This is a genomic window from Celeribacter naphthalenivorans (genome assembly GCF_020524585.1).
GTDB classification, from domain to species: Bacteria; Pseudomonadota; Alphaproteobacteria; order Rhodobacterales; family Rhodobacteraceae; genus Celeribacter; species Celeribacter naphthalenivorans.
Map to the genome: position 1 here is coordinate 142,849 of NZ_JAIVLK010000008.1, position 24,943 is coordinate 167,791.

A 24,943-nucleotide genomic window follows, 5' to 3' on the forward strand; every position below is an offset into this window, starting at 1 on the left:
GAGTAAAGAAACATGGCACAGTCCAAAGGCAAGATCACGCAGGTGATTGGCGCCGTTGTCGACGTACAGTTCGACGGCGAGCTCCCCGCCATTCTCAACGCGCTTGAAACCGACAACAACGGCAACCGTCTGGTTCTCGAAGTTGCTCAGCACCTCGGCGAAAACTCGGTCCGCACCATCGCTATGGACGCGACCGAAGGTCTCGTGCGCGGTCAGGAAGTGACCGACACCAACGGCCCGATCACCATCCCGGTGGGCAACGCGACGCTTGGTCGTATTCTCAACGTGATCGGTGAGCCGGTCGACGAAAAAGGCCCGGTCAACGCGACCGAGCGTCGTCCGATCCACGCGGAAGCCCCGGAGTTCTCCGAACAGGCGACCGAAACCTCCATCCTCGTCACCGGCATCAAGGTGATCGACCTTCTCGCACCTTACTCCAAAGGTGGTAAGATCGGTCTCTTCGGTGGTGCAGGCGTGGGTAAAACCGTTCTCATCATGGAACTCATCAACAACATCGCAAAAGTGCACTCGGGCTTCTCCGTGTTCGCTGGTGTGGGTGAGCGGACCCGTGAAGGCAACGACCTTTACCACGAGATGATCGAATCCAACGTCATCAAGCCGGACGCCCTCGAGGAGTCTCAGGTGGCTCTGGTTTACGGTCAGATGAACGAGCCTCCGGGCGCCCGTGCGCGTGTGGCTCTGACCGGTCTGACGCTCGCTGAGCAGTTCCGTGACCAGTCCGGCACCGACGTTCTGTTCTTCGTGGACAACATCTTCCGCTTCACGCAGGCCGGTTCCGAGGTGTCCGCACTTCTCGGCCGTATCCCCTCCGCTGTGGGCTACCAGCCGACGCTGGCCACCGACATGGGTGCGATGCAGGAACGTATTACCTCCACCAAGAACGGCTCGATCACCTCGATCCAGGCTGTGTACGTGCCCGCCGATGACCTTACCGACCCGGCACCGGCCACGACCTTTGCTCACTTGGACGCGACCACCGTTCTCAACCGTGCGATCTCCGAGCTCGGCATCTACCCGGCTGTGGACCCGCTCGACTCCTCCTCGCGTATCCTCGATCCGCAGATCGTTGGCGAAGAGCACTACAACGTCGCACGTCAGGTTCAGAACATCCTTCAGCGCTACAAGTCGCTGCAGGACATCATCGCCATCCTCGGCATGGACGAACTGTCGGAAGAAGATAAGCTGACCGTGGCCCGCGCCCGTAAAATCCAGCGTTTCCTCTCCCAGCCGTTCGACGTGGCGAAAGTGTTCACCGGCTCCGACGGTGTGCAGGTTCCGCTCGAAGACACGATCTCGTCCTTCAAGGCGGTTGTGGCCGGCGAATACGACCACCTGCCGGAAGCAGCCTTCTACATGGTTGGCGGCATCGCGGAAGTGCTCGAAAAAGCCGAGAAACTGGCTGCAGAAGCTGCCTAATTTTAACCCGGAAGGAGGCCTCTGATGGCTACAGTCCAATTTGATCTCGTCTCTCCCGAGCGCAAACTTGCGTCTCTCCAAGTGGAGCAGGTCCAGATCCCGGGTTCCGAAGGCCGTTTGACAGCGATGGCGGGCCACGAGCCCACCATCCTCACCCTGCGTCCCGGTCGCTTGATCGTGAACGGGCCGGAAGGTGAGATGGAATTCATCGTGACGGGCGGGTTTGCCGAACTGGCGCCGGAGAACATCTCCGTGCTGGCTGAGGTGGCTTTGCCGCGTGGGGAAATGTCGCAAGAGATCGTCACCGATCTCATCGCGAAAGCCCGCGCCGAACATGACAAGGCGTCGCAAGAAGATCAGGCAGAGACCCACACGTTCCTGTCCGACCTCTTCCACATCGCCGAAGACCTCGGGTTCCACACCAATCTCTGATTGGCTGTGACACGTGATTTGGAAAGGCCCCGCCGAAATGCGGGGCTTTTTTATTGGCTGCAAAGGATTTGAAGATGGATGACGCGTTTCAACCCCGTGTGCACGACTGGGTCGTGGCGTGTTTCGGCGAAGAGATCGCGATGGACAGGGCGGAGCGCAACCGGCGGTTTTTGGAGGAGGCTCTGGAGCTGGTGCAATCTCTGGGTATGACGCAGGCCTCGGTCCATGAGCTGGTCGATTACGTCTTCTCTCGTGCCAAAGGTGATGCGGCGCAAGAAGTCGGCGGTGTCATGGTGACCCTCGCCTCGCTTTGCGCCACCCATGGCATAGAGATGGCAGGGGAGGCGGACAAGGAGCTGACCCGTATCGAAGCTCCCGACGTGATCGCCAAAATCCGCACCAAACATGCGGGCAAGCCGAAGGTTTGAGGCGTTAACGTTTCCCCCTTCCCTTTTCTGCGCATTTCGGGGCAATCTGCCTCTCGGGGGACAAGAAAAGATCAATGCTTAGAATAGACAGTCATCAGCTCGGGATCTCGCAAGGGTCCTTTGTGCTTTTTTCCGATTTTCAGGACGGCGGCGCGATGTGGACCGGCAAAGGCCCGCGTGAGCTGCGCCGTGTGGTGGACTTTGATGAGCCGTACCTGCGCCCGCCTCTGGTGCAGGTGAGCCTGTCGATGTTGGACATTGATCAGAGCACCAACCACCGCGTCGATATTTCCGCGGAGATGGTGTCGGAGGAGGGCTTTGTCATCGTCTTCCGCACCTGGGGCGACACGAAAATCGCCCGTGTGCGTGCCGATTGGACCGCCTTCGGGCCGGTGCGTCATGAGGACGACTGGGAGGTCTGAGAGCCGCTCCCGGGTCTGAAAAATGCACATGAAAAAAGGCGCGCCGGGAAAGCCCCGCGCGCCTTTTTCTATGAGCGTCTCAGCAGCTTACGGGTGATACACACCCTCGTAGAGCGGCACGAGCGTCTTGTCTTCGAACAGCGACGATACGGAGGTGCCGTTCCAGGTGTTGATGATCGCCTGCGCGAACAGGGGCGCGGTCGGCACGATGCGGATGTTCTTGCAGGCGGCGACGGCTTCATTGGCCTCGATCGAGTCGGTGATCACCAAAGATGAGAGCTTGGAATTGGTTACGCGCTCCACGGCGGGACCGGACAGCACGCCGTGGGAAATATAAGCGTGCACTTCGGCGGCGCCGTGATCCATCAACAGATCGGCGGCTTTGCAGAGCGTACCTGCCGTGTCGACAAGGTCATCGACGATGATACATTTCTTGCCCTCGACGGAGCCGATGACGGTCATCTCGGCGACCTCACCCGGCTTTTCGCGGCGTTTGTCGACGATAGACAGCGGCGCGTCGATGCGTTTGGCCAACTCGCGGGCCCGGGCCACGCCGCCAACGTCCGGGGAGACGACCATGATGTCGCTCAGCCCGTCCTTGAAATGATGTTTGATGTCGAGCGCGAAGACCGGCGAGGCGTAGAGGTTGTCCACCGGAATGTCGAAGAACCCCTGTATCTGTGTGGCGTGCAGGTCGAGGGTCAACACGCGTTCAATGCCCGCTTCGACCATCATATTGGCAACGAGTTTCGCGGTGATCGGCGTCCGAGCCTTGGTGCGGCGGTCCTGACGGGCGTAACCGAAATAAGGGATCACGGCGGTGATGCGACCGGCCGACGAGCGGCGCAGCGCATCGGTGATGATCAGCAATTCCATGAGGTTGTCGTTTGCCGGGTTGGACGTCGGCTGAACCACGAACATGTCTTCGCCGCGCACGTTTTCATAGACCTCGACGAAAATCTCGCCATCGTTGAACCGCTCGACGCGGGCATCGCACAGGTCGATCGACATGCCGCGGTGCATCGACAGACGGCGGGCAATGGAATTCGCCAGCGTGCGGTTGGCATTGCCGGAGATGAGTTTCGGTTCATGAGATGTGGGCATGGCAGCTTTTCCCAGAGTGTTTGGCGGATGTGGCGCGGGGGTCGTCACGGAATCGTAACGTTGACACCGCTTACCACCCGGCTAGGTTTTTGGAAACATCCCGAGCGTCCCGAGGAGGGGGCAAATGGCACATATCGACTACTATTTTTCATTTTTGTCTGCATGGATATACCTCTCGGACGGGCGGCTCGAAAAGATCGCGGCAAAACATGGGGCGACTGTCACCTACAAGCCCTTCGATCTGTTGACGGCATTTGATCGTCTTGGGGCGCCACGGCCCTCCGAACGTCCTGAGGGCCGCAAGATCTACCGGATGCAGGAGCTGAAACGGTTCAAGGCAAAATCCGGGTTGCCGATGAACCTCACGCCGCCCTTCTGGCCGACGAATGTGGCCCCGGCATCCTATGCGCTGATCGCGGCTCAAGAGGCGGTGCGGAAGGGAAGCGACGGCGATCTTGGAAAGCTGGTGAACGGCTTGTCCGCCGCAATGTGGCGTGATGATAAAGACATTTCCGAGGATGCGGTCATCACCGAGGCGCTGCAGCAGGCGGGTTTCGATCCGATGCTGACGATGACCGGTATGCTGACGGGGGCGGAGCTTTACCCGAGCAATCTCGAGGATGCGATGACGGCGGGGGTGTTTGGCTCGCCCTTCTTCATCGTCACTGACACGGATGAGCGGTTTTGGGGGCAGGATCGTTTGGACATGTTGGACGACTATCTCGGAACCTTGTGAGCGTTCCAGCCCTTTGAGCCGATACGTTTCGCGCCTCTTTCTCTCGCGTTAACTTTAATCTGATTAACCTTAATGCGAGATGAAAGAGGGCGAAGAGGCAAGCTATGTGGTTCTGGCGCGCTTCAGTCCGCCAGAGCCGCCAATAGCGCGTCCACATCGGCCTCTGTCGTCGACCAGCTCGCCACAAACCGCGCCAAAAGCGGCTCCTCCGGATCACCTGCCAGAGCCGTGTTCGGCCCCCAGAGGTGATAGACCGCCCCTTTTGCTTTTGCTTTGGCTTTGACATGCATCTTGCGGGGCAGGCGGGCGAAGACCAGATTGCCCTCGGCGGTATAGGCCAGATTGCCCCCGATTTCCGAGATGCCTTTCGCCAGACGTGCGCCCATCGCATTGGCCTGAGCGGCCAATTCCAGCCAAAGATCATTCTCCAGCCAAGCCAGAATCTGCGCCGAAATATAGCGGGATTTCGAGAGGTTATGCCCGCCGCGCATCCGCTGGCTTTCAAAGGCCTCCTGATAAGCGGGATCGAAGATCACAGCCGCCTCGGCGCCCATCGCCCCGGTCTTCGTGGCCCCCAGAGAAAGCGCCGACAGCTCACGCGTCATTTCCCAAGGTGTCGCGCCGCTCGCGGCCATAGCGTTGGCAAAACGTGCTCCGTCGAGGTGCAGCGGCAGGCGCGCGGCCTCGGCCAATGCGGCAATGTCCGTCGGGCGATAGAGCTCGCCGAATTCCGTGAGGTTGGTCAAAGAGACGGCGGCGGGCGGGCTGGCGTGGATGTCGTCACCACTGTCGCCAAGCACCGCCTTGCGCAGCTCTTCCGGCACCATGCGGCTGCCTGCGCCGGACAAGAGTTTAAGCTTCGCCCCGCCCGAATAAAACGGCACGGAATTGCGCTCGTCCACCTCGATATGTGCGGTCTTATGGCAATAGATGATGCCCCAGGGCGGCGTCATCGCCGCCAAAAGCGCGGCGTTCGTCCCGGTGCCAGACACCATCGGATAGACCAGCGCATCAGGCGCCTGAAACATGTCGCGCAACCGTTCCGTCAGCTCCGCCGTCCAACGATCCCCGGCATAGGGCGCGGCGTATCCGTCATTGGCGCGGGCCAAGGCCTCCATGATTTTCGGATGCACGCCGGAGGTATTGTCAGACCCGAAAAACATCAGGTCGGTTCCTCGATGATATGGTCTTCCCAATCGTCCTCATCGACCTCGAATTCCGGTACGGTCATGCCCCGTACAGAGACGCCCGCAGCATGCACGCTTTCCGGGTCGCCGGTCAAAAGCGGGTGCCAGTCGGGCAGGGGGCGGCCCTTCCATAACAACCGATAGGCACAGGTGGTGGGCATCCAATAGGCGTGGCTGTCGATGTTCTCGGGGCTCAGGCGGATGCATTCCGGCACGAGGTTTTTGCGAATCTCATATTGCCCGCATTGGCAGGACTGATCGTCGAGCAACCGACAGGCGACACGGGTCAGATAGACCTCGCCCGTGTCCGCATCCTCGATCTTATTGAGGCAGCATTTGCCACAACCGTCACAGAGCGCTTCCCATTCCTCCTCCGACATCTTCGTCAGAGGCACGGTTTCCCAAAAGCGCTCGCGTTTGCTCATTCCAGCGCCTCAAGGATCGCGCGCGCCTGGGCGCAATCGAGATCCATCTGATCAATGAGCGGTTGCAGCCCGGTGAACACAAGCTCAGGACGCAGATATTCGACAAAAGCGACCGAGAGGTCTTCGTCGTAAAGCGAGCCGGAAAAGTCGAAGATAAAGGTCTCCAAACAGGGCATATTGGCGCCGAAGGTCGGTTTTACGCCCAAGGACGCCGCGCCCTGATAGGTGCCTTTGTGCGGCCCCGTGAGCACATCGACCAGCACCGCATAGACTCCGAATTTCGGTGCGTGCAGCCCTTCGATCGACATGTTCGCGGTCGGAAAGCCCAGCTCGCGCCCGCGTTTGTCGCCATGACCGACCTTGCCCTCGATCCGGTGCCAATGGCCCAGCATTTCGGCGGCTTTCTCGGGCGCGCCTTCCGAGAGCGCGACACGGATCGCAGAGGACGAAGAAATGCCGCTGTCGGTTTCCAAAAGCTCGGCGACGGTGACGCCAAAGCCCATCTCTTCGCCAAAACGTTGAAGATCCTCGACCTTGCCCGCGCGTTTCGCGCCGAAATGGAAGTCCGCGCCAACAACCACATGTTTAAGACCCAGCCCCTCGACGATGATCTCTCGGGCAAATCTCTCAGGCGTCATGGCGGCCAGTTCGGCGTTGAATGGCAGTTGGAACAATTGCTCGACGCCGAGTTTCGCCAAACGGCTGGCCTTTGATGAGGCATTCATCAGGCGAAAGGGCGGGGCGCCGGGGGCGAAGAATTCACGGGGATGCGGCTCGAAGGTGACGATGCCCAGCGGGCCATGCGCGCGCGCAAGATCAATCACATGGCGATGGCCACGGTGTACACCATCGAAATTGCCAATCGCTGCGGCACAGCCTTTGGCCTCTTCGGGAATGTCGGTCCAGTGCGTGTAAATCTGCATGGGGCTCCTCGCGAGAGGCGCCCCTCGCGTCGTCAGTCGAATTTACGGCTCGGCGCAAGCACAAGGGCATCGCCTTTCAAGACAACGGTATCGCCCACGGTGCAGCGACATTCAAGGGCAACGCGGCGTTTTGCATGGATGATGTCGGTCACCGTGACCTCGGCCAGAACCGTATCGCCGGGGCGCACCGGGCCCAAAAACTTGAGCGTTTGCCCCATGTAGATCGTGCCATGCCCCGGAAGCTGTTCGCCGATCACGGCAGAGATCAGAGCGGCGGTCAGCATGCCATGGGCAATGCGGCCTTCGAAAATCGTATCATTGGCATAGGCATCGTCGAAATGCACAGGGTTGCGGTCGGTGGAGACCTCACCGAACAACTCAATGTCGTGGTCGGTGATGACCTTGCGCAAAGAGCGCGTCATGCCGATCTCGATGTCTTCGATGCAGATGGTTCCGCGGGGCTGATTGTCCAACATGCGCTCCGATTCCTTCTTGATATTGCAGTGCAGCATAGCGGAAGATTGGCGAAGAAACAATATTACGCGCAAGAAAATTTTTAATATGGATCAAATATCGTAAATAAGTTTCGTGACGATATTGCTTGGATGCTAAAAAGGCGCCGGATCCCCTCCAGCGCCTCGTTTCCTTTGTGCCTCAAATACTCAGATTTCAGCGCAAAAACGAAATCGCCGCCGTCGGCGACAGGTTCTGTTCCGCCAGCCACATCTTGAGCCGCTCCGGGTCGGGGTTCACCGGATCGGGGCCGAATTCTTTCGCGGCCAGACCGCCGGTGATGAACAAGACGTCCAGCCCCTCGCCAATGCCGCCCATCACATCGGTGCCGATGCCGTCGCCGATGCAGAGGATGCGGTTGTCGTCGACGGGGGCCAGTTGAGCCAGACGGCGCCGCGCCAGATCATAGATCGGGGGATGCGGTTTGCCGAAATAGAGGCTTTCGCCCCCCATCTCGGTATAAAGCGCTGCCAAAGCGCCTGCGCACCATTCCCGCACCTCGCCGAGATCCACAACGATATCGGGGTTGGCACAGAGGAGCTTCAGGCCTTTTTGTTTGGCGTAGAGGAACTGCGGCCGGTAAATCTCAGGGTCGGCCAGCGGATCCTCGGGGCCGGAGCAGACGATGCCCTCGGCCTCTTCAAGGGGGACTTCGGTGATCTCGACAGCCTCATCCATCACGATTTCCATCGGCTGCATGAAGTCGTCTTTGAACATGTCGCCGATATGGTGAACTTTTTCGCCCACGACGCCCAGATACATTGCCATGCGTGCGGAATCGCCAGAGGTGGCGATGGTGTCATAGGCGTCATCGGGGACGCCGAACTGTTTGATCTGTTGTGCGACCGCGTGCCAAGGGCGCGGCGAATTGGTCACGAGGACGACTTTGCCACCGCCCGCGCGGTAGGTCTGAAGTGCGGCGCAGGCCTCGGGAAACGCCGTGATGCCATTGTGGACACAGCCCCAAAGATCGACGAAAAGCGCATCGTAATCGGTCGAGATTTCGGACAGGGTTTGGATCAGGCGGGTCATGTGCGGGCAGGCTCCGTTTTAGGCCCCCTTTAGCTAGCCCGGAACTCATCGAAAGGAAAGCGGGATGCGAATGCGCCGGATCAAAGGGCTCAACAGGCCAGCGCCGGATCGGCCTCGCGGTCCACGATCAGCGTCGTGACAATCGCGCCGATCCACATGCAAAAGAGCGCGAGCCAGGCGGTGGCGGCAAAGACAGAACTGCCTGTGACGCCGTTGCCGATGGCGCAGCCGCCCGCGAGCATCGCGCCGAAGCCCATGAGCACCGCCCCGATCATGGATTTGCGCATGACGGGGACAGAGTCAAAGCTTTGCCAGCGGAATTCACCGGAGAGCAGCGAGGCGACAAAGGCGCCGACGACCACGCCCGGGACGAGGCCCACGTCGAATTCCAACACCGCGTTGCGGTCGAGAAAGAACATCAATGTGTTGGCCGAGGGGCCGGAGAAGGTGACGGAGGTCACGGGAACGGGATCAAAAGCGACCTGCGCCAAAGACCATGTAAGGCCCCAGCCGACCGCGACCGCAAAGCCCACGCCCGAGGCGAAAATCCAGATTTTCGGGCCGATCTGGTTCTTGATCGCCAGCACCAAGGCCAAGGCGGCAAACCCCAGCCCGAGCGCCAGTCCCGTGCCTTCCGGCAGATGCAGCACCTTCAAAAGGTTGACGTTTTCACCGCCGGGCGTGATCGACAGAGAGGCCAGCTTGTCGCGGTAAGGCGCCAAGACGCCATGGAGGCTCATCTGGGCGGTGACGGCAAAGATCAACCCGGAGACGACAGAGCGCAGGTTGCCCGTCGAGGCCAGAACCAAAAGCCGCCCGGAACAGCCGCGCGACAGCACCATGCCTGCGCCAAACATCAACCCGCCGATCACCGCGCCCGACCACGATCCGGGCACCGCCATGACGCGCGCGTCGGCGCCGCGAAACAGCACCAACATCTGCGCGCCCTGCACCCAGACGATGGCGGTGGAGAGCGTCAGGAACCAGACGGCAACTTTCGGACCAAGGCGTCCACGGGCAAATTCGACCGTCGCCGCGCGCAGGCAAAATTGCGACCGCTGGGCGGAAACGCCGAAAATCACCCCGGTGATCAGGCCGAAAATGGCGGCAGAGGGGCTTTCGCCGATCCCCTCGACGAGGGTCAAAATATCCATGATCTGCTCCTCCCACAGGCAAATCCCAGCGCAAAACCCAGCGCAAATTCCGGCTATTTTATGGGATCAGTATAGCTGTGCCTTGATGTGAGTCATATGGTTTTGCATGTGTGAATGTTTTGGGCGGTGCCTGCATCCGTGGTACATTTGGAGGCAACCGAGGAGGGGCTGCTATGATCGAGGTCGAGGAACACATCCTGTCCGTGGAACGGCTGCGGGAATTGATGCCAACAGAGGGGTTCGTGAACACCTTTCTGAAAGTGAGTGACCGGCTCAACGATGTGGCGCGCGCATTCATTGAACAGTGCCCCTTTGTCGTCATCGCAACCAAGTCTTCGCAGGGGCTCATCGACGTCTCCCCCAAGGGCGATCCTGTCGGTTTTGTCGAGGTATATGATGACAAGACGCTGATCATTCCTGACCGGCTGGGGAACCATCGCGTGGACGGATTTCATAATCTGCTTGAGGATCCAAACATCGCCTTGTTGTTCATCGTGCCGGGGCATGGCGATACTTTGCGAGTGGCAGGCAAGGCGCGCATCGTGCGGGATGCGTCGATCAGCAAACGCCATGCCGTAAATGGTAAAGAGCCGCTTCTCGCTTTGGTCGTTGATGTTGAAGAGGCCTTTATGCATTGCTCAAAGTCCATGATCCGGTCGCGTCTTTGGCAATCGGATCATTGGCCCGCGCGCAAATCCGCTCCGACGCTGGCCGAATGGGTCGTTGCGACGGTTGATCGGGACCAAACGCTCGATGAGGTCCAAGAGGATCACAGCGCTGATGAGGCTGCGCGGCTATATTGAAGTGTTTCTCGGCCTTTACGTCCGGGTGTTGCCTGCGTCCCTTGGAATGGGGGTGTGCGCGAATACTCTCTATTCAAAATCGTTTTTGCCGCCTAAAGCACATTTATGAAAAACGCACCGATCCCCCTCTCTGAGACCTCGCACCTGCCGCTGTGGCGCAGGCCCGAGGGATTGTTGTTCCTGATGGCCTTTGCCATGCCGGTGGCCTTTGCCACATGGAATGCTTTGTTGAACAATTTCGTCATCGAGGTGGCGGGGTTCACAGGCGTCGAGATCGGTTGGCTGCACACGATCCGGGAAATTCCGGGGTTTCTGGCCATCGGGGTGATCGCGCTGATCATGATCATTCGCGAGCAAGTGCTGGGCATCGTGTCGCTCTTGCTTTTGGGCGTGGCGACCGCCGTGACCGCCTATTTTCCCTCTCTGGGGGGCATTTTGACGGTCACCATGCTGTCCTCCATCGGCTTTCACTACTTTGAGACGGTGAACCAGTCGCTGCAATTGCAATGGCTGTCAAAGGATCGCGCGCCCATCGTCATCGGGCGGTTGATGGCGGCGGGTTCGGCGGCCTCTTTGGTCGCCTATGGTGTGTTGGTTCTGACGTGGAAGACCTTCGATCTGTCCTATGCGCTGGTCTATGTTGTCTCGGGGGGCTTCACGGCAGTGATCGCGATTTTCGCGCTCACCGCCTATCCGCAGTTCGAGGCCCCCAATCCGCAGGCCAAGAAAATCGTCCTGAAACGCCGCTATGCGCTTTATTACGCGATGCAATTCATGTCCGGTGCGCGGCGGCAGATTTTCGTCGTTTTCGCGGCTTTCATGATGGTCGAGAAATTCGGTTTCGAGGTGCATGAGATCACCGCGCTGTTTCTGATCAACTATGTCGCCAACATGGTGATCGCGCCTTTCATGGGCAAAGTCGTGCACCGCAAGGGCGAGCGTTTTGTCCTGATGCTCGAATATATCGGCCTAACGCTGGTGTTCTTGGCTTACGGGGGGATTTACTGGCTGGGCTGGGGTGTTCTCATCGCAGCAGCACTCTATGTGATCGACCATATGCTCTTTGGCCTCGCTTTCGCGCTTAAAACCTATTTCCAGAAAATTTCAGACCCCGAAGACATCGCGCCCACCGCCGCCGTGGCCTTTACCATCAACCATATCGCGGCGGTGTTTTTGCCGGCTGTGTTGGGCTATCTTTGGGTGGCCTCTCCGGGCGGGGTGTTTGCGCTGGCGGCCGGGATGGCGATGGCGTCCTTGGGCCTGGCCGCGCTGATCCCGCGCCACCCGGAAAAGGGCAATGAATGGCGCTTTTTGCCGCTGGTGCGCGAAAGCGCGGTTCTGAGCGAACCTGCCGAATAACGACAACACGGATTTGGCGCTTGGCGTTTTGCACTCTATATTGAGAGCGAAACGCCATGATGGAGCCCGCCATGTTCTCTGCCCTGACCAAGAAACTCACCATGCCCACGCCCGACGTCGCCCTGCCGGGGCGTCCCGATCCGATCCCGACGGCGGCGGAGCATTTCGTGTTGCACGTGCCGCTTGAGGGCGACATTCCCGAAGGCTGCGAAGAGGCGGTCTTTGGCATGGGCTGTTTTTGGGGTGTCGAGCGCAAGTTCTGGCAGGTGCCGGGCGTGGTGAACACCGCCGTCGGCTATGCGGCGGGCTATACGCCGAACCCGACCTACGAAGAGGTCTGCACCGGCCAGACCGGCCACAATGAGGTGGTGCGCGTCATTTTTGATCCGTCGAAAGTCAGCTACGCCGAGTTGCTCAAGGTCTTTTGGGAAGGTCACAACCCGACCCAAGGCATGCAGCAAGGCAATGATCGCGGCACGCAATATCGCTCCGGCATCTATTACACCTCGGAGGCCCAACGTGCGGCGGCGGAGGCCTCTTTGGCGGGCTATAACGTCTTGTTGCAAGACAAAGGGTTCGGCGCGATCACGACCGAAGTGCTCCCCGCAGGCGCGTTCTACTATGCCGAGGACTATCACCAGCAATATCTGGCGAAGAACCCGAACGGCTATTGCGGCATCGGCGGCACGGGTGTGAGTTGCCCCGTTGGCCTGTCGATGGAACGACCGATCGAGTGGACCGATCCGGTCGAGCCGCAGGGTCATAGCGACTAAGTCCAATCGGGCAAAATCCAGAGCCGCGCTTGAGTAAAGCGCGGCTTCGCTTTATGGCGAAGGCAAAGCCCATTTCGGAGTGCAGCCATGACCACTTTCACCGCCTTCACCAAGACCCGCGGCAAAGCCCCCGCCGAAGCCATTGGCGAGGCGCTGGAGTTTCTCGACCCGGAACCCACCGGCGTAGGTGTCTTCGAGATCGAGGATGGCTCGGGTCTTTGGGAGGTCGGCGCCTATTTCACCGAGGCACCCGACGAGATCGCGCTGGCGCTTTTGGCGGCGGCCAATGATGCACCGGATTTCGTCATCTCCGAGCTGCCGGAAACCGATTGGGTCGCCAAGGTGCGCCGCGATCTGGCCCCCGTCGAGGCGGGGCGTTTCTTTGTCTACGGTTCGCATGATGCCGACAAACTGCCCGCCGATAAGATCGGTCTTTTGATCGAGGCCGCCATGGCCTTTGGCACCGGGCATCACGGCACCACTCTGGGCTGTCTCAAGGCGCTGGATCGTCTGATGGGCGAGGGCAAGACGTTCGATAATGTGGCCGACATCGGTTGTGGCACCGCCGTTCTGGCGATGGCGGCGGCGAAAATCTCCGACCAGATCGTCTATGCCTCCGACATCGACGAGGTCGCCGTCGAGGTGGCGCAGTCCAATGTCGATGCCAACGATCTCTCGGGCCGCGTCATCTGTCTCGAAGCCGCTGGATTTAACCATCCTGAACTGGCCGAAAAAGCGCCCTTCGATCTGGTCTTTGCGAATATCCTCAAAGGCCCTTTGGTGGCGCTGGCGCCCGATATGGCCGCCAATGTCAAAGAGGGCGGTCATGTGATTCTCTCCGGGATTCTCAATCCGCAGGCCGATGAGGTCGTCGAGGTTTATACACGCTCCGGGTTCAATCTTGTGGATCGTCAGGAGATTGTTGACTGGACGACGCTGACCATGGCGCGAACTGCCTAATATCAAAGGCAAAAACCACCTTCTCGCCGCCTTTGCCCCAATTTTGCCACATTTCGCCACAATCATGTCATGGTCGGTGGGGGCCGATGTATGATGTATGAGGAGGCTGCCATGGCTTATGCCGGCTCGCAGCAATTGAATAAACGGTTGACCCGGATCGAGGCGCGGCGGCGTGCTTTGAGCAAGGGTGTCATTTATTCCGTTAACCAGGATGGGCTGATCATCGCCCGCCCGCGTCGTCGCGGTTTGCGGCGTCCGATCCACTTGTTGGTCGTGGCTCTCGTTGGGGTCATGCTGTTCAAGGTGGTGCTTTATGCCACGCTTGGTGCCTCGACCTATGTCGCCCGTGTGGCGGAGCTGGCCGAGGGCACGGCGATCGAGCGCGCTGGCGCTTGGGTCATGCATGCCGACGATCTCACGATCTGGCTGGCACTTCAGGGCAAGATGCTTCTGAGCTGAATATATTCCGGGAGGATGCGGCTGTTTCCCACTTTGTCGCTTTCTATCCCGTCCACGTCAAAACCCGCACCCCCTCCGGTGCGGGTTTTCACTTTTTTTATCTGCTCACGGCGTGGCCTCCGCAGGGGGCGGCCTGACCGGCCGGTCCCGCGGTCGCGTGACTCGCTGCCTTTGGCAGCGTATGCGCGCTCCGATGGAAGCGGGGGGCTAAGGCCAAACCAGTCTTGGCAAATGTTCTCGTTTCGTGCTAACTCTTTTCTAACGAATAAAACGAGCAGGTGAGACCATGCGTGTGATGGGCATCGACCCCGGGCTGCGCAATATGGGCTGGGGCATCATTGATGTCGCGGGGCCCCGTATCAGCCATGTCGCCAACGGCATTTGCCGCTCGGCGTCCTCCGACGATCTCGCCACGCGGCTTTTGTCGCTCTTCGATCAGCTTACTGCCATTGTCGAGACCTACCGCCCCGACAGCGCAGCCGTCGAGCAGACCTTTGTCAACAAGGACGCCGTCGCGACGCTGAAACTCGGGCAGGCGCGTTCTGTTGCGCTTTTGGTCCCGGCGCGCGCGGGCATCCCCATCGGCGAATACGCCCCCAATGCGGTGAAAAAGACCGTCGTGGGCGTCGGCCACGCCGCCAAACAACAGGTCGAACATATGATCAAGCTGCAACTGCCGGGCGCCAAGCTCGAAGGCCCGGATGCGGTTGACGCCTTGGCCATCGCGATCACGCATTCCTATCACGCGCAATCTTCCTCGCGGCTGCAAGACGCGCTTAGAAAGGCCGCCTCATGATCGGCAAACTCACGGGTGTCATCGATTATATTGGCACGGATCACGTTCTGATCGACGTGCGCGGTGTCGGCTATATCGTCTATGTGTCTGAGCGCACGCGGATGTCCCTGCCGGGGCGCGGCGCGCCGGTGTCGCTCTACACCGACATGCTGGTGCAGGAAACAAACCTGCAACTCTTCGGCTTTACCTCTCTGTTGGAAAAAGAATGGTATCGCCTGCTGATTTCCGTGCAGGGCATCGGTTCGAAAGCCGCCATGGCGATCCTCGGCACCCTAGGGCCGGAGGCGACAGGGCGGGCGATTGCACTGGGCGACTGGACAGCGGTCAAGGCCGCTCCGGGCGTCGGCCCGAAGATCGCGCAGCGGGTGGTCAATGAGTTGAAAGACAAGGCACCCACGGTGATGTCGATGGGCGGCAAGCTGTCCGAAGCCGTGGAAGCGCCGGAAACTGTTGAGGTGATTGAGAACAACGCACCTGCTGCCAAGCCTGCGCCGAAGAAAGCGCCCGCGAAGGCCAATGCATCGGCAGAGGCCGAAGCCCTGTCCGCCCTGCAAAACCTCGGCTATTCTCCGTCGGACGCAGCACAGGCCGTGGCGCAATCCGCGCAGGACGCGCCGGAGGCGGACACCTCCAGCCTGATCAAAGCCGCGCTGCGTTTGCTCGCGCCGAAAGGGTAAGAGATGGAAAGCCCCGATCCCACTTTGCGCCCGGAGCGCCAGCCGCAGGATGCCGACCGCGCCCTGCGCCCGCAGGCCCTTGAGGAATTTATCGGCCAACAGGAGGCCCGCGCCAATCTGCGTGTGTTCATCGAGTCAGCCAAGATGCGCGAAGAGGCGATGGACCATGTGCTGTTCCACGGCCCGCCAGGCCTGGGCAAAACCACATTGGCGCAGATCATGGCGCGCGAGCTGGGGGTGAATTTCAAGATGACCTCCGGGCCGGTCTTGGCGAAAGCCGGCGATCTGGCGGCGATCCTGACCAATCTTGAGGCCCGCGATGTGTTGTTCATCGACGAGATTCACCGGATGAACCCGGTGGTCGAGGAGGTGCTTTACCCGGCGATGGAGGATTTCGAGCTCGATCTGGTGATCGGCGAAGGCCCCGCGGCGCGCACCGTGCGGATCGAGTTGCAGCCCTTTACGCTTGTGGGCGCGACCACGCGGCTTGGGCTTTTGACGACGCCTTTGCGCGACCGTTTCGGCATTCCGACGCGGTTGCAATTTTACACCACCGAAGAGCTGCACGAGATCGTCACCCGTGGCGCGCGCCTCTTGGGGGTGCCCGCGGACCCGGACGGCGCGCATGAAATCGCGAAACGTGCGCGTGGCACGCCCCGGATCGCCGGGCGGCTCCTGCGCCGCGTGGTGGATTTTGCCGTGGTCGAGGGCGACGGGCGGATTACGAAATCTCTGGCCGACGGGGCGTTGACTCGTCTGGGTGTGGACCTTTTGGGCCTCGATGGCGCCGACCGGCGCTACCTCGGGATGATTGCCGAGAATTACGGCGGTGGGCCTGTGGGGGTGGAAACCTTGGCGGCGGCACTTTCGGAATCGCGAGATGCGATTGAGGATGTGATCGAGCCCTATCTTTTGCAGCAGGGTCTCATTCAGCGCACCCCGCGCGGGCGGATGTTGACGCAAAAATCCTGGCGGCATCTGGGGCTTGAGGCGCCGAAAGCGCCGGATCAGTCGGATTTGTTCGGGAAGTGAGTATTTGAGCCACAAAGGAGACATCAGCCTCGCGGAAGTGCAGCGGCAGGCGATGGCGGTGAACGACATTTATGTCGAAACCTTCGGTCTGACGCGCGATGGCTTGATGTTGATCGGCAAGATGACCGAGGAGATGGGCGAGGTGGCCTCCGCCTATCTCAAGCTCCACGGACGCGCGCGGGGTGCGGAGGGCGACCCGGAGGCTTTGCGGCGTGATTTCGAGGATGAACTGGCGGATTTGTTGGGGTTTCTGGCGGTTTTGGCCGAGACAGAAGGCGTTGATCTGGCAGAGGCCTTTGCGCGCAAATGGGGCAAGTATCTATGAGGCCTGGGCGCGTTTGGCGCTTTTGTTTGTCGTTCGTTTTGAGCGCCATTTCGTGTGGTGCTTTCGCGGCGGATCGGGCGGAGACCTCGGCGGGTGTGGCGGAGATTTTGCCGCTTGGGCCCCTTGAGACGGATGCACTCTGGATTGCCGATGAACCTGTGGCCTTGCCGCTTGTTGTGGATCATCTCGACATTGCCGCGCAGGACGGCGATCTTTTGCTGATCCTCTTGGCCTCGGGCGGGACGGCCTGTCCGAAAATGTGGGCCTATGTCGATGCCGGGGCCGATCCGATCTGGGTGTCCGAGCCATTCGGGACCTGCCACGACGATGCGCAGGCGTTGAGGACGGAGCGGGGGATCGAGGTGATCTCTCCTGCGAGTGCTCCGGGGCAGAGCGGGGATCTGCGCTACTGGCTCGAGGGACGTGACATCCATGAGGTGCTGGATGAGCCGGTGTCACCGGGTTCAATACAGACCGACTAACGCCTCACCCCAAAAGATGCCCCATCTGCGCGACAGCCAGTTTGTAGCCGTTGACGCCACAGCCCGCCATGACCGCATCGGCGCGCATCGAGACGTAGGAGTGGTGGCGGAAGGCTTCGCGTTTGTGGACCTGAGAGATATGCACCTCGATCACCGGACCTTCGAAGGTGTTGAGCGCATCGAGGATGGCCACGGATGTGTGCGTATAGGCCGCAGGATTGATGACGATGCCGGCGGCTTTGTCACGGGCCTCATGGATCAGCTCGATGATCTCGCCCTCATGGTTCGACTGCGCGAAGACGATGTCGAGATCATGCGCGGAGGCTTCGGTCGCACAGAGCGCTTCGACATCTTCGAGCGTGTCGGCGCCGTAAATCTCCGGCTGGCGTTTGCCCAGAAGGTTCAGGTTGGGACCGTTCAGGATGTAGATCGTCTTGCTCATGATGCGCCTCGTGCTGCTTTGCGCCAACTTATGCGGTGCGGGGCTTGAAGCGCAAGCCAAGCTGCCGCAAAAGAGCAACGAAAGAAGAAAGGTTGCCAGATGACGGACATCACCCCGGACCGGATCGAAGAGTTTTTCACCCGCTCGAATGGCGATTACGTCTTTGCGCGCTGGGGGCGGCCGATTGCGCCCGTGGTGTTTGGGGTCGAGGACGAGACTTTGGTGACGGTGAAATCCGCGATCGAGGCCTGTGTCGCCATTGCCGGGCATCGCATCGAAGAGATGGACCCGGAGCTGGGCACCAATCTCATGGTGTTCTTTCTGTCCGATTGGGCGGAGCTGTTGGACGTGCCGCATATGGGCGATCTGATCCCCGATCTGGAGGCGCGGGTGGCGACATTGCAGTCGCGCGGCGCGCATCAATACCGGGCGTTTCGGTTTGACGACCAAGGCGCGATCAAGGCCTGTTTCACCTTCGTGCGCATGGGCGGCGCGATGGATGAGGTGCCTGCCGAGGTGATCGCGCTCTCTCAGGCGGTGCAGGCGATGCTGTTGTGGTCGGACGTGGAGTTTACCCAAGACAGCCCGCTGGCCGTGACCTCCGAGGGCACGGTGGTGCGCCCTGATGTGGCGAATGTGCTGCGTGCGGCCTACAATCCGATGCTGCCCAATGCGGCGCGGGATGCGTCACACGCTTTGCGGCTCTACGCGCGGGTGATCGCAGGGTGAGAGCCTTCATCGGCCTCCCTCTGCCGCACGATTTGACGGATCGGCTGGAGACGCTGGCCATGGGGTTGCGCTTTGGGCGTGCTGTGCCTGCGGAGAATATGCATATTACGCTGGCATTTCTGGATGATCAGCCCGAGGAGATTTTGGCGGAGCTGCATGAGGAATTGTCCGGCCTTTCCTCACGTGCGCCGGAGATCGAGATCAAAGGTCTCGATGTCTTCGGGGGTGGCAAACCGCGCCTGCTCTTTGCCTCTGTCGAGCCGAACGAGGCGCTGACCGCTTTGCACAAAAAGATACGGCAGGCGGCGCGGTCGGTCGGGATTGAGTTGTCGCATGAGAGGTTTCGCCCCCATATCACTCTGCGCCGTTTCAACCGCCTGCATCCCGGAGAGCATCAGGAGTTGGAGCATCTGATCGCCTTGGAAGGGGCGTTTTCGTGGCCCAAATTCCAAGCGCCGAGTTTTGACATGGTGCACTCTGTGCTGAGCCATGAGGCGGCACAATATGAGACCCTTGCGAGCTACCCGCTCGCGCCCTAGGGTCGCAGAAAACGAAAGGCCCGTCAGATGATCCACACGCTCCCCGTCCATGTCTATTACGAGGACACCGATCTCGCGGGCATCGTTTATTACGCCAATTACCTTAAATTCATCGAGCGCGGTCGCACCGAATGGGTGCGCGACCTCGGCGTCGATCAGGTCAAGCTCAAGGAAGAAGAGGGCATCGTCTTCGCTGTCCGGCGCGTCGAGGCAGATTACTTGTCTCCGGCCAGATTCGATGACGATCTCGTGGTCGAGACCGCGCTTGAGGCCATGACGGGCGCCCGGATCGTGGTCAGCCAAAAGGTCAAACGCGACGAAGAAGAGCTTTTCGTGGCCCAAGTCACCCTCGTGGCGCTCACCGCAACGGGCCATCCGGCGCGTCTTCCGGCGGTTCTCCGCCGAAATCTGCACTAACACCCCTGCAAAAACGCCGAAAATCGGAAAATCTCGCCTAACTCTCACAGGTTCGTGTTGGCGAAGCCCCTGTGGATAGGATAGAATCTCGGGTAATGATGAGAGCCGTGTAAATGCGGCCAACAGGCGATTAAAAGAGCAGGTTCATGGACCAGACAACCCTTGCGATGGCGCAGGAGATCGATTTCTCCTTGCTGGCGCTTTTCATGCGCGCAACCTTCACCGTGAAAATTGTGATGCTGATGCTGATCGTGGCCTCGTTTTGGTCATGGTCGATCATCATCCAGAAATTCATTGCCTTCAAAAAGGCCCGCGCGGAAGCCGCCGCCTTTGATCAGGCCTTTTGGTCGGGCGAGCCTTTGGACGAGCTTTACGACCAAATCTCCAATGGGCCGATGTCTGCGCCGGAGCGGGTGTTCGCCGCCGGCATGACCGAATGGCGCCGGTCTCACAAAGCCGATGGCGGGCTGATCGCGGGGGCGCAATCGCGCATCGACCGCTCGATGGATGTGGCGATTGCCAAAGAGAGCGAAGAGATGACCTCGGGTCTCTCGTTCCTCGCGACCGTCGGCTCGACCGGGCCTTTCGTGGGTCTGTTCGGCACGGTTTGGGGCATCAAGACCGCCTTTGAAGACATTGCCATGGCGCAATCCACCAACCTCGCGGTCGTGGCACCGGGCATCGCGGAGGCGCTTTTGGCCACCGCTTTGGGGCTCTTGGCCGCTATTCCGGCGGTGATTTTCTACAACAAACTCAACGCCGACAGCGAGCGCATCCTCGGCGGTTACGAAGCCTTTGCCGACGAATTCGCGACCATCCTGTCGCGGGAATTGGACAGCTGACATGGGCGCGGGTGTGGTACAAAAACAGGGTGGAGGTGGACGTCGCGGACGTCGCCGTCGCCCCGCCGCGATGAGCGAGATCAACGTTACGCCCTTTGTTGACGTGATGCTCGTGCTTTTGATCATCTTTATGGTGGCCGCTCCGATGATGACCGTCGGCGTGCCGGTGGAACTGCCGGAAACGGCAGCGACGGCTTTGCCGCAAGAGGAACAAGAGCCGCTCACCATCACGCTCACCGCCGACGGGCAGGTGCTTTTGATGGAGAACGAGACACCTGAGAATGATCTGGTGACCAAGCTTCAGGCCATCGCCGCCGAGCGCAACGATGACAAAGTCTTCCTGCGTGCCGACGGATCTGTGCCCTACGAACGTGTGGCTCAGGTCATGGGCGCGCTCAATGCGGGCGGGTTCCGCTCCATCGGCCTCGTGACCGAACAGGGCGGACCGCGTCTTGACGGCTCAGGAAACTAAGCTGGAAACTAAACTGGAAACTAGGGAACAGTCGGCGTGAACGCGGGCCAATATATCTCTGGGGCGGGCCATTTGGGCCTCATCGCCTATATGCTTTTCGGGGGGCTGTTCTTGCGCCCCGAGAGACCGGAGGACGTGTCCGTGCAAGAGGTTGCGCTGATTTCCGAGTCCGAATTCGCCGCCATGGTCGAGCGCAGCACGGCGCCCGAGAATTTCGCAGAGGCGCCGCAATTGCAGGCCCCCCAAACCGAGGCTGCGCCTGACGTGAGCCCGACCCAAGAGGCCTCGCCCGAAAGCACGCCGCCCGTGACGCCGCCGCCCGATGCGCCCGATGCACCGCCGGAGCCGCAAACCAGCGTGACGCCGCCCGTCGAAGTGACGCCGACCCCGCCCACGCCGCAGGCCGAGCCGGAGATTTCCCTCGAAGACCCCGGTGCGAATATGCCCGACATCCCGGATCAGCGCCCGACGCCACGTCCGGTGCCGCGCATTTCCGATCAGGTCGTGACCGCGCCCGAGCCGCAGCCGGAGATTTCCGAAGCGCCGGTCGAGGCCGCAAATCAGGACAGCGAAAGCCCCGAGGTGGTCGAGGAGCCGGTCGAAGAGGCAGCACCCCAGGAAACCACGACGGAGATCGTGACGGAGGCCGACAGGCCTTCGGGCATGACCTCGTCGCCGCGTCCGAAATCGCGTCCGGCCAATCTGGCCGCACAGGCAGAAGCCGCGCGTGAGCCGGAACCGGAACCGCAACAACAGCCGCAAGAACAACCCCGAGAGCAACCGCAACAGGCGCAAGATAACACAGATGCTGTGGCCGAAGCCGCCGCTGCGGCGGCTGCCGCCTTGGCCGCCGAAAGCGCCACGCCTGCCGCGCCCGAGCGCCCGACCGGTCCGCCGCTCACCTCTGGCGAGCGTGAAGGCATGCGGGTCGCCGTGTCGCAATGTTGGAACGTTGGCGCCATGTCGACCGAGGCGATGCGGACCACGATCACGGTCGGTGTCCAAATGAACGAAGATGGCACGCCGCAGAACGGCTCCATCAAGCTTTTGTCCCATTCGGGCGGCTCTGAGGCGGGCGCGAGCGCCGCTTTTGAGGTGGCTCGACGGGCGATTATCCGCTGTGGAGCAAGCGGTTTTCCGTTGCCGGTGGAAAAATACGCGCATTGGCGCAATATCGAAATGACGTTCGACCCCGAACAGATGAGGTACAAATGAAACGCCTAAAGACACTGGGCCTGACGACACTTGCCTGTGCTTTTGCCTGCGCGCTCTCTTTCGGAGCCGCGCCGATGCAGGCACAGGACCCGGGTCCCCTGAAACTCGACATCACCCGTGGTGTGATCGAGCCGCTGCCGCTCGCGCTGCCGGATTTCATCGCCGAGACGCCGCAAGCCGCAGAATATGCACAACAAATCTCTGAAGTGATCGCCGCCGATCTGGTTGGCACGGGATTGTTCCGGGAAATCCCGTCCTCGGCGCATATCTCGCAGGTCACCAATTTTAGCGCGCCCGTGTCCTATGCGGATTGGAAAGCGATCAATGCGCAGGGCCTCGTGACGGGCGCTGTCGGCATGGATGCCTCGGGCAACCTGTCGGTGAAATTCCGCGTCTTCGACATCTACGCCGAGGCGCCTTTGGGATCGGGTCTGCAACTGGGTGGTTCGACCACAAGTTGGCGCCGGATCGCGCATAAGGTGGCCGATGTGGTCTATAGCCGGATCACCGGCGAGGGCGGCTATTTCGACAGCCGCGTTGTGTTCGTGTCCGAGACCGGGCCGAAGAACGACCGTCTGAAGCGTCTTGCCGTGATGGATTACGATGGCGCAGGGCTTCAGTATCTCACGGACGACAATTTCATCGTCTTCGCGCCGCGCTTTTCGCCGACCGGCGACCGGGTGCTCTACACGTCCTATGAAAACGGCACGCCGCAGATCATGATGCTCGATGTCGGCACGGTGACGCGCACGCGTCTGCCGGTGCCTGCCGAGGCCGTGACCTTTGCGCCGCGTTTCTCGCCGGATGGCCAGTCCATCGTCTATTCCATGTCCACCGGCACCAATACCGATCTCTACCGCATGGACATTGCGACCGGGCAGAATGTGCGTCTGACCAGCACGCCCGCGATCGAGACGGCACCGTCTTTCTCGCCCGACGGTTCGCAGATCGTCTTTGAATCTGACCGCTCCGGCACGCAGCAGCTCTACATCATGCCCGCGAACGGCGGCGAAGCACGGCGAATCTCGGCGGGCAAGGGGCGCTATGGCACGCCCGTGTGGTCGCCGCGTGGCGATCTCATCGCCTTCACGAAACAAAACCAAGGCCGCTTCCACATCGGCGTGATGCGCACCGACGGCTCCGAAGAGCGTCTGTTGACCGCCTCTTTCCTCGATGAAGGTCCGAGCTGGGCCCCCAACGGTCGCGTGATCATGTTCACCCGTGAAAGCCAAGGAGCCTCGGGCGCCAGCGCACTTTACTCGGTGGATATTTCTGGCCGCAATCTCAAACGTGTACCGACCAATGCGGGGGCCTCTGACGCCGCCTGGTCGCCGCTTTTGAAATGATCCCGTTGAAATAATCGTGTCACCCTCCCCAAGTCGCAGGGAGGGTGTTATAGTCGCTGCGAAGAGCAGTTTCGAGTTTCCGCAAAGGAAGATCCTCATGACCAAAATTCTCACCTCCCGCACCTCGCGTGCCGTCCTTTTGATCGCAGCTTTGGGCCTGTCCGCCTGTACCAACCCCGGCCGGTTCGGCGCGGGTGGTGCCGGGGCGAATGGCGCGGGCGCCGGTGCCAATGGCGGGCTGGCCGGTTCGGCGTCCGATCCGACCTCGGTCGCCTATTTCAACCAGACCATCGGTGATCGCGTGTTGTTCGCGGTGGACCAATCCACGCTGTCCGATGAGGCGCGCACCGTTCTGGCCGGTCAGGCCAACTGGCTGACCCAAAACGCGGGCTACACCGCGATCATCGAAGGCCACGCGGATGAGCAGGGCACGCGCGATTACAACTTTGCGCTTTCCGCCCGTCGTGCGGCCTCCGTGCAGGAATATCTGATCAACCAGGGTGTGAACCCGTCGCGCCTCAAGACCATTCCCTACGGCAAGGAACGTCCGCTCGCGATCTGTTCCGACGAGTCCTGCTATAGTCAGAACCGCCGCGCGGTGACCGTGCTGGCCGCTGGCGCGGGCATGTAAGGATCGCTCACGATGAAAGCGCTTTTCCTCTCCGCCGCGCTGAGCGCTTTGACGCTCGGCACCCCGATCTTCGCCCAGGACGCGCAGACGCTGGCCGATATTCGTCAGGAAGCCGCCGTGCTTTCCGTCGAGATCAACACGCTCAAGCGCGAGCTGTCCACCACCGGCGCCCCCAACACACAGTTTGCGGGGGCGGGGACGCAGGAGCGGGTCGATCTGATGGAAGCGGCGCTGGCCAATCTGACGGCCAAGATCGAGGCGCTGGAATTTCGCATCGACCGTGTGGTGAGCGATGGCACGAACCAGTTGGACGACCTGAACTTCCGGCTCTGCGAGCTGGAAGCGGGCTGTGACATCGGCAACCTGCCGCCGCTGAAACCCATCGGCGGTGAAGCGGGGGCCACGGATGTCGTCGTGCCGACACCGGGTAATCAGCCTCCGATGGACGGGGGCGGCGATCTGGCACTCTCGGAGCAAAGCGATTTCGATGCGGCGATGGCGTTGTTCACCAACGGCAAATACCCGGAGGCCGCGACGGCTTTCGGCAATTTCGCCCAGACCTACACCGGGGGCTATCTGACCGGCGAGGCGCATTTCATGCGCGGCGAAGCCCTGTCGGCTTCGGGCCAAACGGCGGATGCGGCGCGGGCCTATCTCGACAGTTTCTCCGGCAGCCCCGAAGGCGACCGGGCGCCGGATGCCTTGCTGCGTCTGGCGGGCGCTCTGAGCGATTTGGGCCAGACCGACAAGGGCTGCGTCATGTTCGGCGAAGTCATCGCGCGCTTCCCCGGTTCGCAAGCCGCAAGCCAAGCCCAAACCGACGCGTCCCTGCGCGGGTGCTCACTGTAAGG

General features: G+C 60.8%; 32 protein-coding genes. 24 read left to right on the forward strand and 8 right to left on the reverse strand.

The window, feature by feature from the left end; all coding sequences use genetic code 11:
- The first annotated feature begins 12 nt into the window (after positions 1–12).
- From atpD to LC094_RS17540, 4 genes are all read left to right on the forward strand, one after another.
- The gene (atpD, locus tag LC094_RS17525) at positions 13–1,437 is read left to right on the forward strand and encodes a F0F1 ATP synthase subunit beta (protein ID WP_226554092.1); all 1,425 of its coding nucleotides are present in this window, start codon (positions 13–15) and stop codon (positions 1,435–1,437) included.
- Positions 1,438–1,458: 21 nt separating this feature from the next.
- Entirely contained in the window at positions 1,459–1,869 is a 411-nt protein-coding gene (gene atpC / locus LC094_RS17530; protein ID WP_167602557.1) for an ATP synthase F1 subunit epsilon, read from the forward strand.
- 74 nt (positions 1,870–1,943) lie between these two features.
- A complete protein-coding gene (locus LC094_RS17535; protein WP_226554094.1) occupies positions 1,944–2,297 on the forward strand; it encodes a hypothetical protein in 354 nt (117 codons plus the stop codon).
- 74 nt (positions 2,298–2,371) lie between these two features.
- Positions 2,372–2,719 (forward strand): H-type lectin domain-containing protein, encoded by a 348-nt coding sequence (locus LC094_RS17540; protein ID WP_226554095.1) that lies wholly within the window; start codon positions 2,372–2,374, stop codon positions 2,717–2,719.
- 87 nt (positions 2,720–2,806) lie between these two features.
- Here the strand turns inward: LC094_RS17540 and LC094_RS17545 are convergent, their stop codons facing one another.
- Positions 2,807–3,823 carry a ribose-phosphate pyrophosphokinase gene (locus LC094_RS17545; protein ID WP_226554096.1) on the reverse strand — a complete coding sequence of 339 codons (1,017 nt, stop codon included), beginning with the start codon at positions 3,821–3,823 and terminating at the stop codon, positions 2,807–2,809.
- A 124-nt stretch (positions 3,824–3,947) separates the two neighbouring features.
- On the opposite strand from LC094_RS17545, the gene LC094_RS17550 reads away from it, so the two are divergent.
- A complete protein-coding gene (locus LC094_RS17550; protein WP_226554097.1) occupies positions 3,948–4,559 on the forward strand; it encodes a 2-hydroxychromene-2-carboxylate isomerase in 612 nt (203 codons plus the stop codon).
- 122 nt (positions 4,560–4,681) lie between these two features.
- Here the strand turns inward: LC094_RS17550 and LC094_RS17555 are convergent, their stop codons facing one another.
- The 6 genes from LC094_RS17555 to LC094_RS17580 form a co-directional block, all read right to left on the reverse strand.
- Positions 4,682–5,722, reverse strand: coding sequence for a threonine aldolase family protein (locus LC094_RS17555; RefSeq protein ID WP_226554098.1), 1,041 nt, complete (start codon positions 5,720–5,722; stop codon positions 4,682–4,684).
- Complete coding sequence (locus LC094_RS17560; RefSeq protein ID WP_226554099.1) at positions 5,722–6,171, reverse strand: YcgN family cysteine cluster protein; 450 nt, start codon at positions 6,169–6,171, stop codon at positions 5,722–5,724. The genes LC094_RS17555 and LC094_RS17560 overlap by 1 nt, the downstream gene beginning before the upstream one ends.
- Positions 6,168–7,094 (reverse strand): bifunctional riboflavin kinase/FAD synthetase, encoded by a 927-nt coding sequence (locus tag LC094_RS17565; protein WP_226554100.1) that lies wholly within the window; start codon positions 7,092–7,094, stop codon positions 6,168–6,170. Before LC094_RS17565 ends, LC094_RS17560 begins: the two co-directional genes overlap by 4 nt.
- Positions 7,095–7,126: 32 nt before the next feature.
- On the reverse strand, positions 7,127–7,570 hold the full coding sequence (locus tag LC094_RS17570; protein ID WP_226554101.1) for a MaoC family dehydratase: 444 nt from the start codon (positions 7,568–7,570) through the stop codon (positions 7,127–7,129).
- 193 nt (positions 7,571–7,763) lie between these two features.
- Positions 7,764–8,639 carry a TIGR01459 family HAD-type hydrolase gene (locus tag LC094_RS17575; protein WP_226554102.1) on the reverse strand — a complete coding sequence of 292 codons (876 nt, stop codon included), beginning with the start codon at positions 8,637–8,639 and terminating at the stop codon, positions 7,764–7,766.
- 89 nt (positions 8,640–8,728) lie between these two features.
- Complete coding sequence (locus tag LC094_RS17580; protein ID WP_226554103.1) at positions 8,729–9,793, reverse strand: YeeE/YedE family protein; 1,065 nt, start codon at positions 9,791–9,793, stop codon at positions 8,729–8,731.
- A 173-nt stretch (positions 9,794–9,966) separates the two neighbouring features.
- Between LC094_RS17580 and LC094_RS17585 the strand changes: the two genes are divergently transcribed.
- The 10 genes from LC094_RS17585 to LC094_RS17630 all read left to right on the forward strand — a co-directional run bounded on the left by LC094_RS17585 (position 9,967) and on the right by LC094_RS17630 (position 17,459).
- Positions 9,967–10,596, forward strand: a complete 630-nt coding sequence (locus LC094_RS17585) for an MSMEG_1061 family FMN-dependent PPOX-type flavoprotein (RefSeq protein ID WP_226554104.1) — start codon at positions 9,967–9,969, stop codon at positions 10,594–10,596.
- A 105-nt stretch (positions 10,597–10,701) separates the two neighbouring features.
- Positions 10,702–11,955 (forward strand): MFS transporter, encoded by a 1,254-nt coding sequence (locus tag LC094_RS17590; protein WP_226554105.1) that lies wholly within the window; start codon positions 10,702–10,704, stop codon positions 11,953–11,955.
- Between the two features lie 71 nt (positions 11,956–12,026).
- Entirely contained in the window at positions 12,027–12,728 is a 702-nt protein-coding gene (gene msrA / locus LC094_RS17595) for a peptide-methionine (S)-S-oxide reductase MsrA (RefSeq protein ID WP_226554106.1), read from the forward strand.
- A gap of 87 nt (positions 12,729–12,815) precedes the next feature.
- Positions 12,816–13,688, forward strand: a complete 873-nt coding sequence (locus LC094_RS17600; protein ID WP_226554107.1) for a 50S ribosomal protein L11 methyltransferase — start codon at positions 12,816–12,818, stop codon at positions 13,686–13,688.
- A gap of 111 nt (positions 13,689–13,799) precedes the next feature.
- Complete coding sequence (locus LC094_RS17605) at positions 13,800–14,147, forward strand: hypothetical protein (protein WP_226554108.1); 348 nt, start codon at positions 13,800–13,802, stop codon at positions 14,145–14,147.
- A 286-nt stretch (positions 14,148–14,433) separates the two neighbouring features.
- Positions 14,434–14,943 (forward strand): crossover junction endodeoxyribonuclease RuvC, encoded by a 510-nt coding sequence (gene ruvC, locus LC094_RS17610; protein ID WP_066705966.1) that lies wholly within the window; start codon positions 14,434–14,436, stop codon positions 14,941–14,943.
- Positions 14,940–15,620, forward strand: a complete 681-nt coding sequence (gene ruvA, locus LC094_RS17615) for a Holliday junction branch migration protein RuvA (protein WP_226554109.1) — start codon at positions 14,940–14,942, stop codon at positions 15,618–15,620. The genes ruvC and ruvA overlap by 4 nt, the downstream gene beginning before the upstream one ends.
- 3 nt (positions 15,621–15,623) lie before the next feature.
- Positions 15,624–16,652: a Holliday junction branch migration DNA helicase RuvB gene (gene ruvB, locus LC094_RS17620; protein ID WP_226554110.1), complete on the forward strand. Its 1,029-nt coding sequence runs from the start codon at positions 15,624–15,626 to the stop codon at positions 16,650–16,652.
- Positions 16,653–16,656: 4 nt separating this feature from the next.
- On the forward strand, positions 16,657–16,977 hold the full coding sequence (locus tag LC094_RS17625; RefSeq protein ID WP_226554111.1) for a pyrophosphohydrolase domain-containing protein: 321 nt from the start codon (positions 16,657–16,659) through the stop codon (positions 16,975–16,977).
- A 38-nt stretch (positions 16,978–17,015) separates the two neighbouring features.
- Positions 17,016–17,459, forward strand: coding sequence for a hypothetical protein (locus tag LC094_RS17630; RefSeq protein ID WP_226554112.1), 444 nt, complete (start codon positions 17,016–17,018; stop codon positions 17,457–17,459).
- A gap of 4 nt (positions 17,460–17,463) precedes the next feature.
- Here LC094_RS17630 and aroQ read toward each other — a convergent pair whose 3' ends face one another.
- Positions 17,464–17,901, reverse strand: a complete 438-nt coding sequence (gene aroQ / locus LC094_RS17635; protein ID WP_226554113.1) for a type II 3-dehydroquinate dehydratase — start codon at positions 17,899–17,901, stop codon at positions 17,464–17,466.
- A 99-nt stretch (positions 17,902–18,000) separates the two neighbouring features.
- Between aroQ and LC094_RS17640 the strand changes: the two genes are divergently transcribed.
- The 9 genes from LC094_RS17640 (at position 18,001) to ybgF (ending at position 24,941) form a co-directional block, all read left to right on the forward strand.
- A complete protein-coding gene (locus LC094_RS17640; RefSeq protein ID WP_226554114.1) occupies positions 18,001–18,630 on the forward strand; it encodes a hypothetical protein in 630 nt (209 codons plus the stop codon).
- Entirely contained in the window at positions 18,627–19,169 is a 543-nt protein-coding gene (thpR, locus tag LC094_RS17645) for an RNA 2',3'-cyclic phosphodiesterase (protein WP_226554115.1), read from the forward strand. Before LC094_RS17640 ends, thpR begins: the two co-directional genes overlap by 4 nt.
- Before the next feature lie 27 nt (positions 19,170–19,196).
- Complete coding sequence (ybgC, locus tag LC094_RS17650) at positions 19,197–19,586, forward strand: tol-pal system-associated acyl-CoA thioesterase (RefSeq protein WP_226554116.1); 390 nt, start codon at positions 19,197–19,199, stop codon at positions 19,584–19,586.
- A 146-nt stretch (positions 19,587–19,732) separates the two neighbouring features.
- Entirely contained in the window at positions 19,733–20,428 is a 696-nt protein-coding gene (gene tolQ, locus LC094_RS17655; protein WP_226554117.1) for a protein TolQ, read from the forward strand.
- 1 nt (position 20,429) lies between these two features.
- Positions 20,430–20,900, forward strand: a complete 471-nt coding sequence (gene tolR / locus LC094_RS17660; protein WP_226554118.1) for a protein TolR — start codon at positions 20,430–20,432, stop codon at positions 20,898–20,900.
- A 36-nt stretch (positions 20,901–20,936) separates the two neighbouring features.
- On the forward strand, positions 20,937–22,115 hold the full coding sequence (locus LC094_RS17665; RefSeq protein WP_226554119.1) for an energy transducer TonB: 1,179 nt from the start codon (positions 20,937–20,939) through the stop codon (positions 22,113–22,115).
- Positions 22,112–23,461 carry a Tol-Pal system beta propeller repeat protein TolB gene (gene tolB, locus LC094_RS17670; protein ID WP_404815043.1) on the forward strand — a complete coding sequence of 450 codons (1,350 nt, stop codon included), beginning with the start codon at positions 22,112–22,114 and terminating at the stop codon, positions 23,459–23,461. Before LC094_RS17665 ends, tolB begins: the two co-directional genes overlap by 4 nt.
- A gap of 97 nt (positions 23,462–23,558) precedes the next feature.
- The gene (gene pal / locus LC094_RS17675) at positions 23,559–24,092 is read left to right on the forward strand and encodes a peptidoglycan-associated lipoprotein Pal (RefSeq protein WP_226554120.1); all 534 of its coding nucleotides are present in this window, start codon (positions 23,559–23,561) and stop codon (positions 24,090–24,092) included.
- A 12-nt stretch (positions 24,093–24,104) separates the two neighbouring features.
- Positions 24,105–24,941 (forward strand): tol-pal system protein YbgF, encoded by an 837-nt coding sequence (gene ybgF, locus LC094_RS17680; protein WP_226554121.1) that lies wholly within the window; start codon positions 24,105–24,107, stop codon positions 24,939–24,941.
- Positions 24,942–24,943 lie beyond the last annotated feature (2 nt).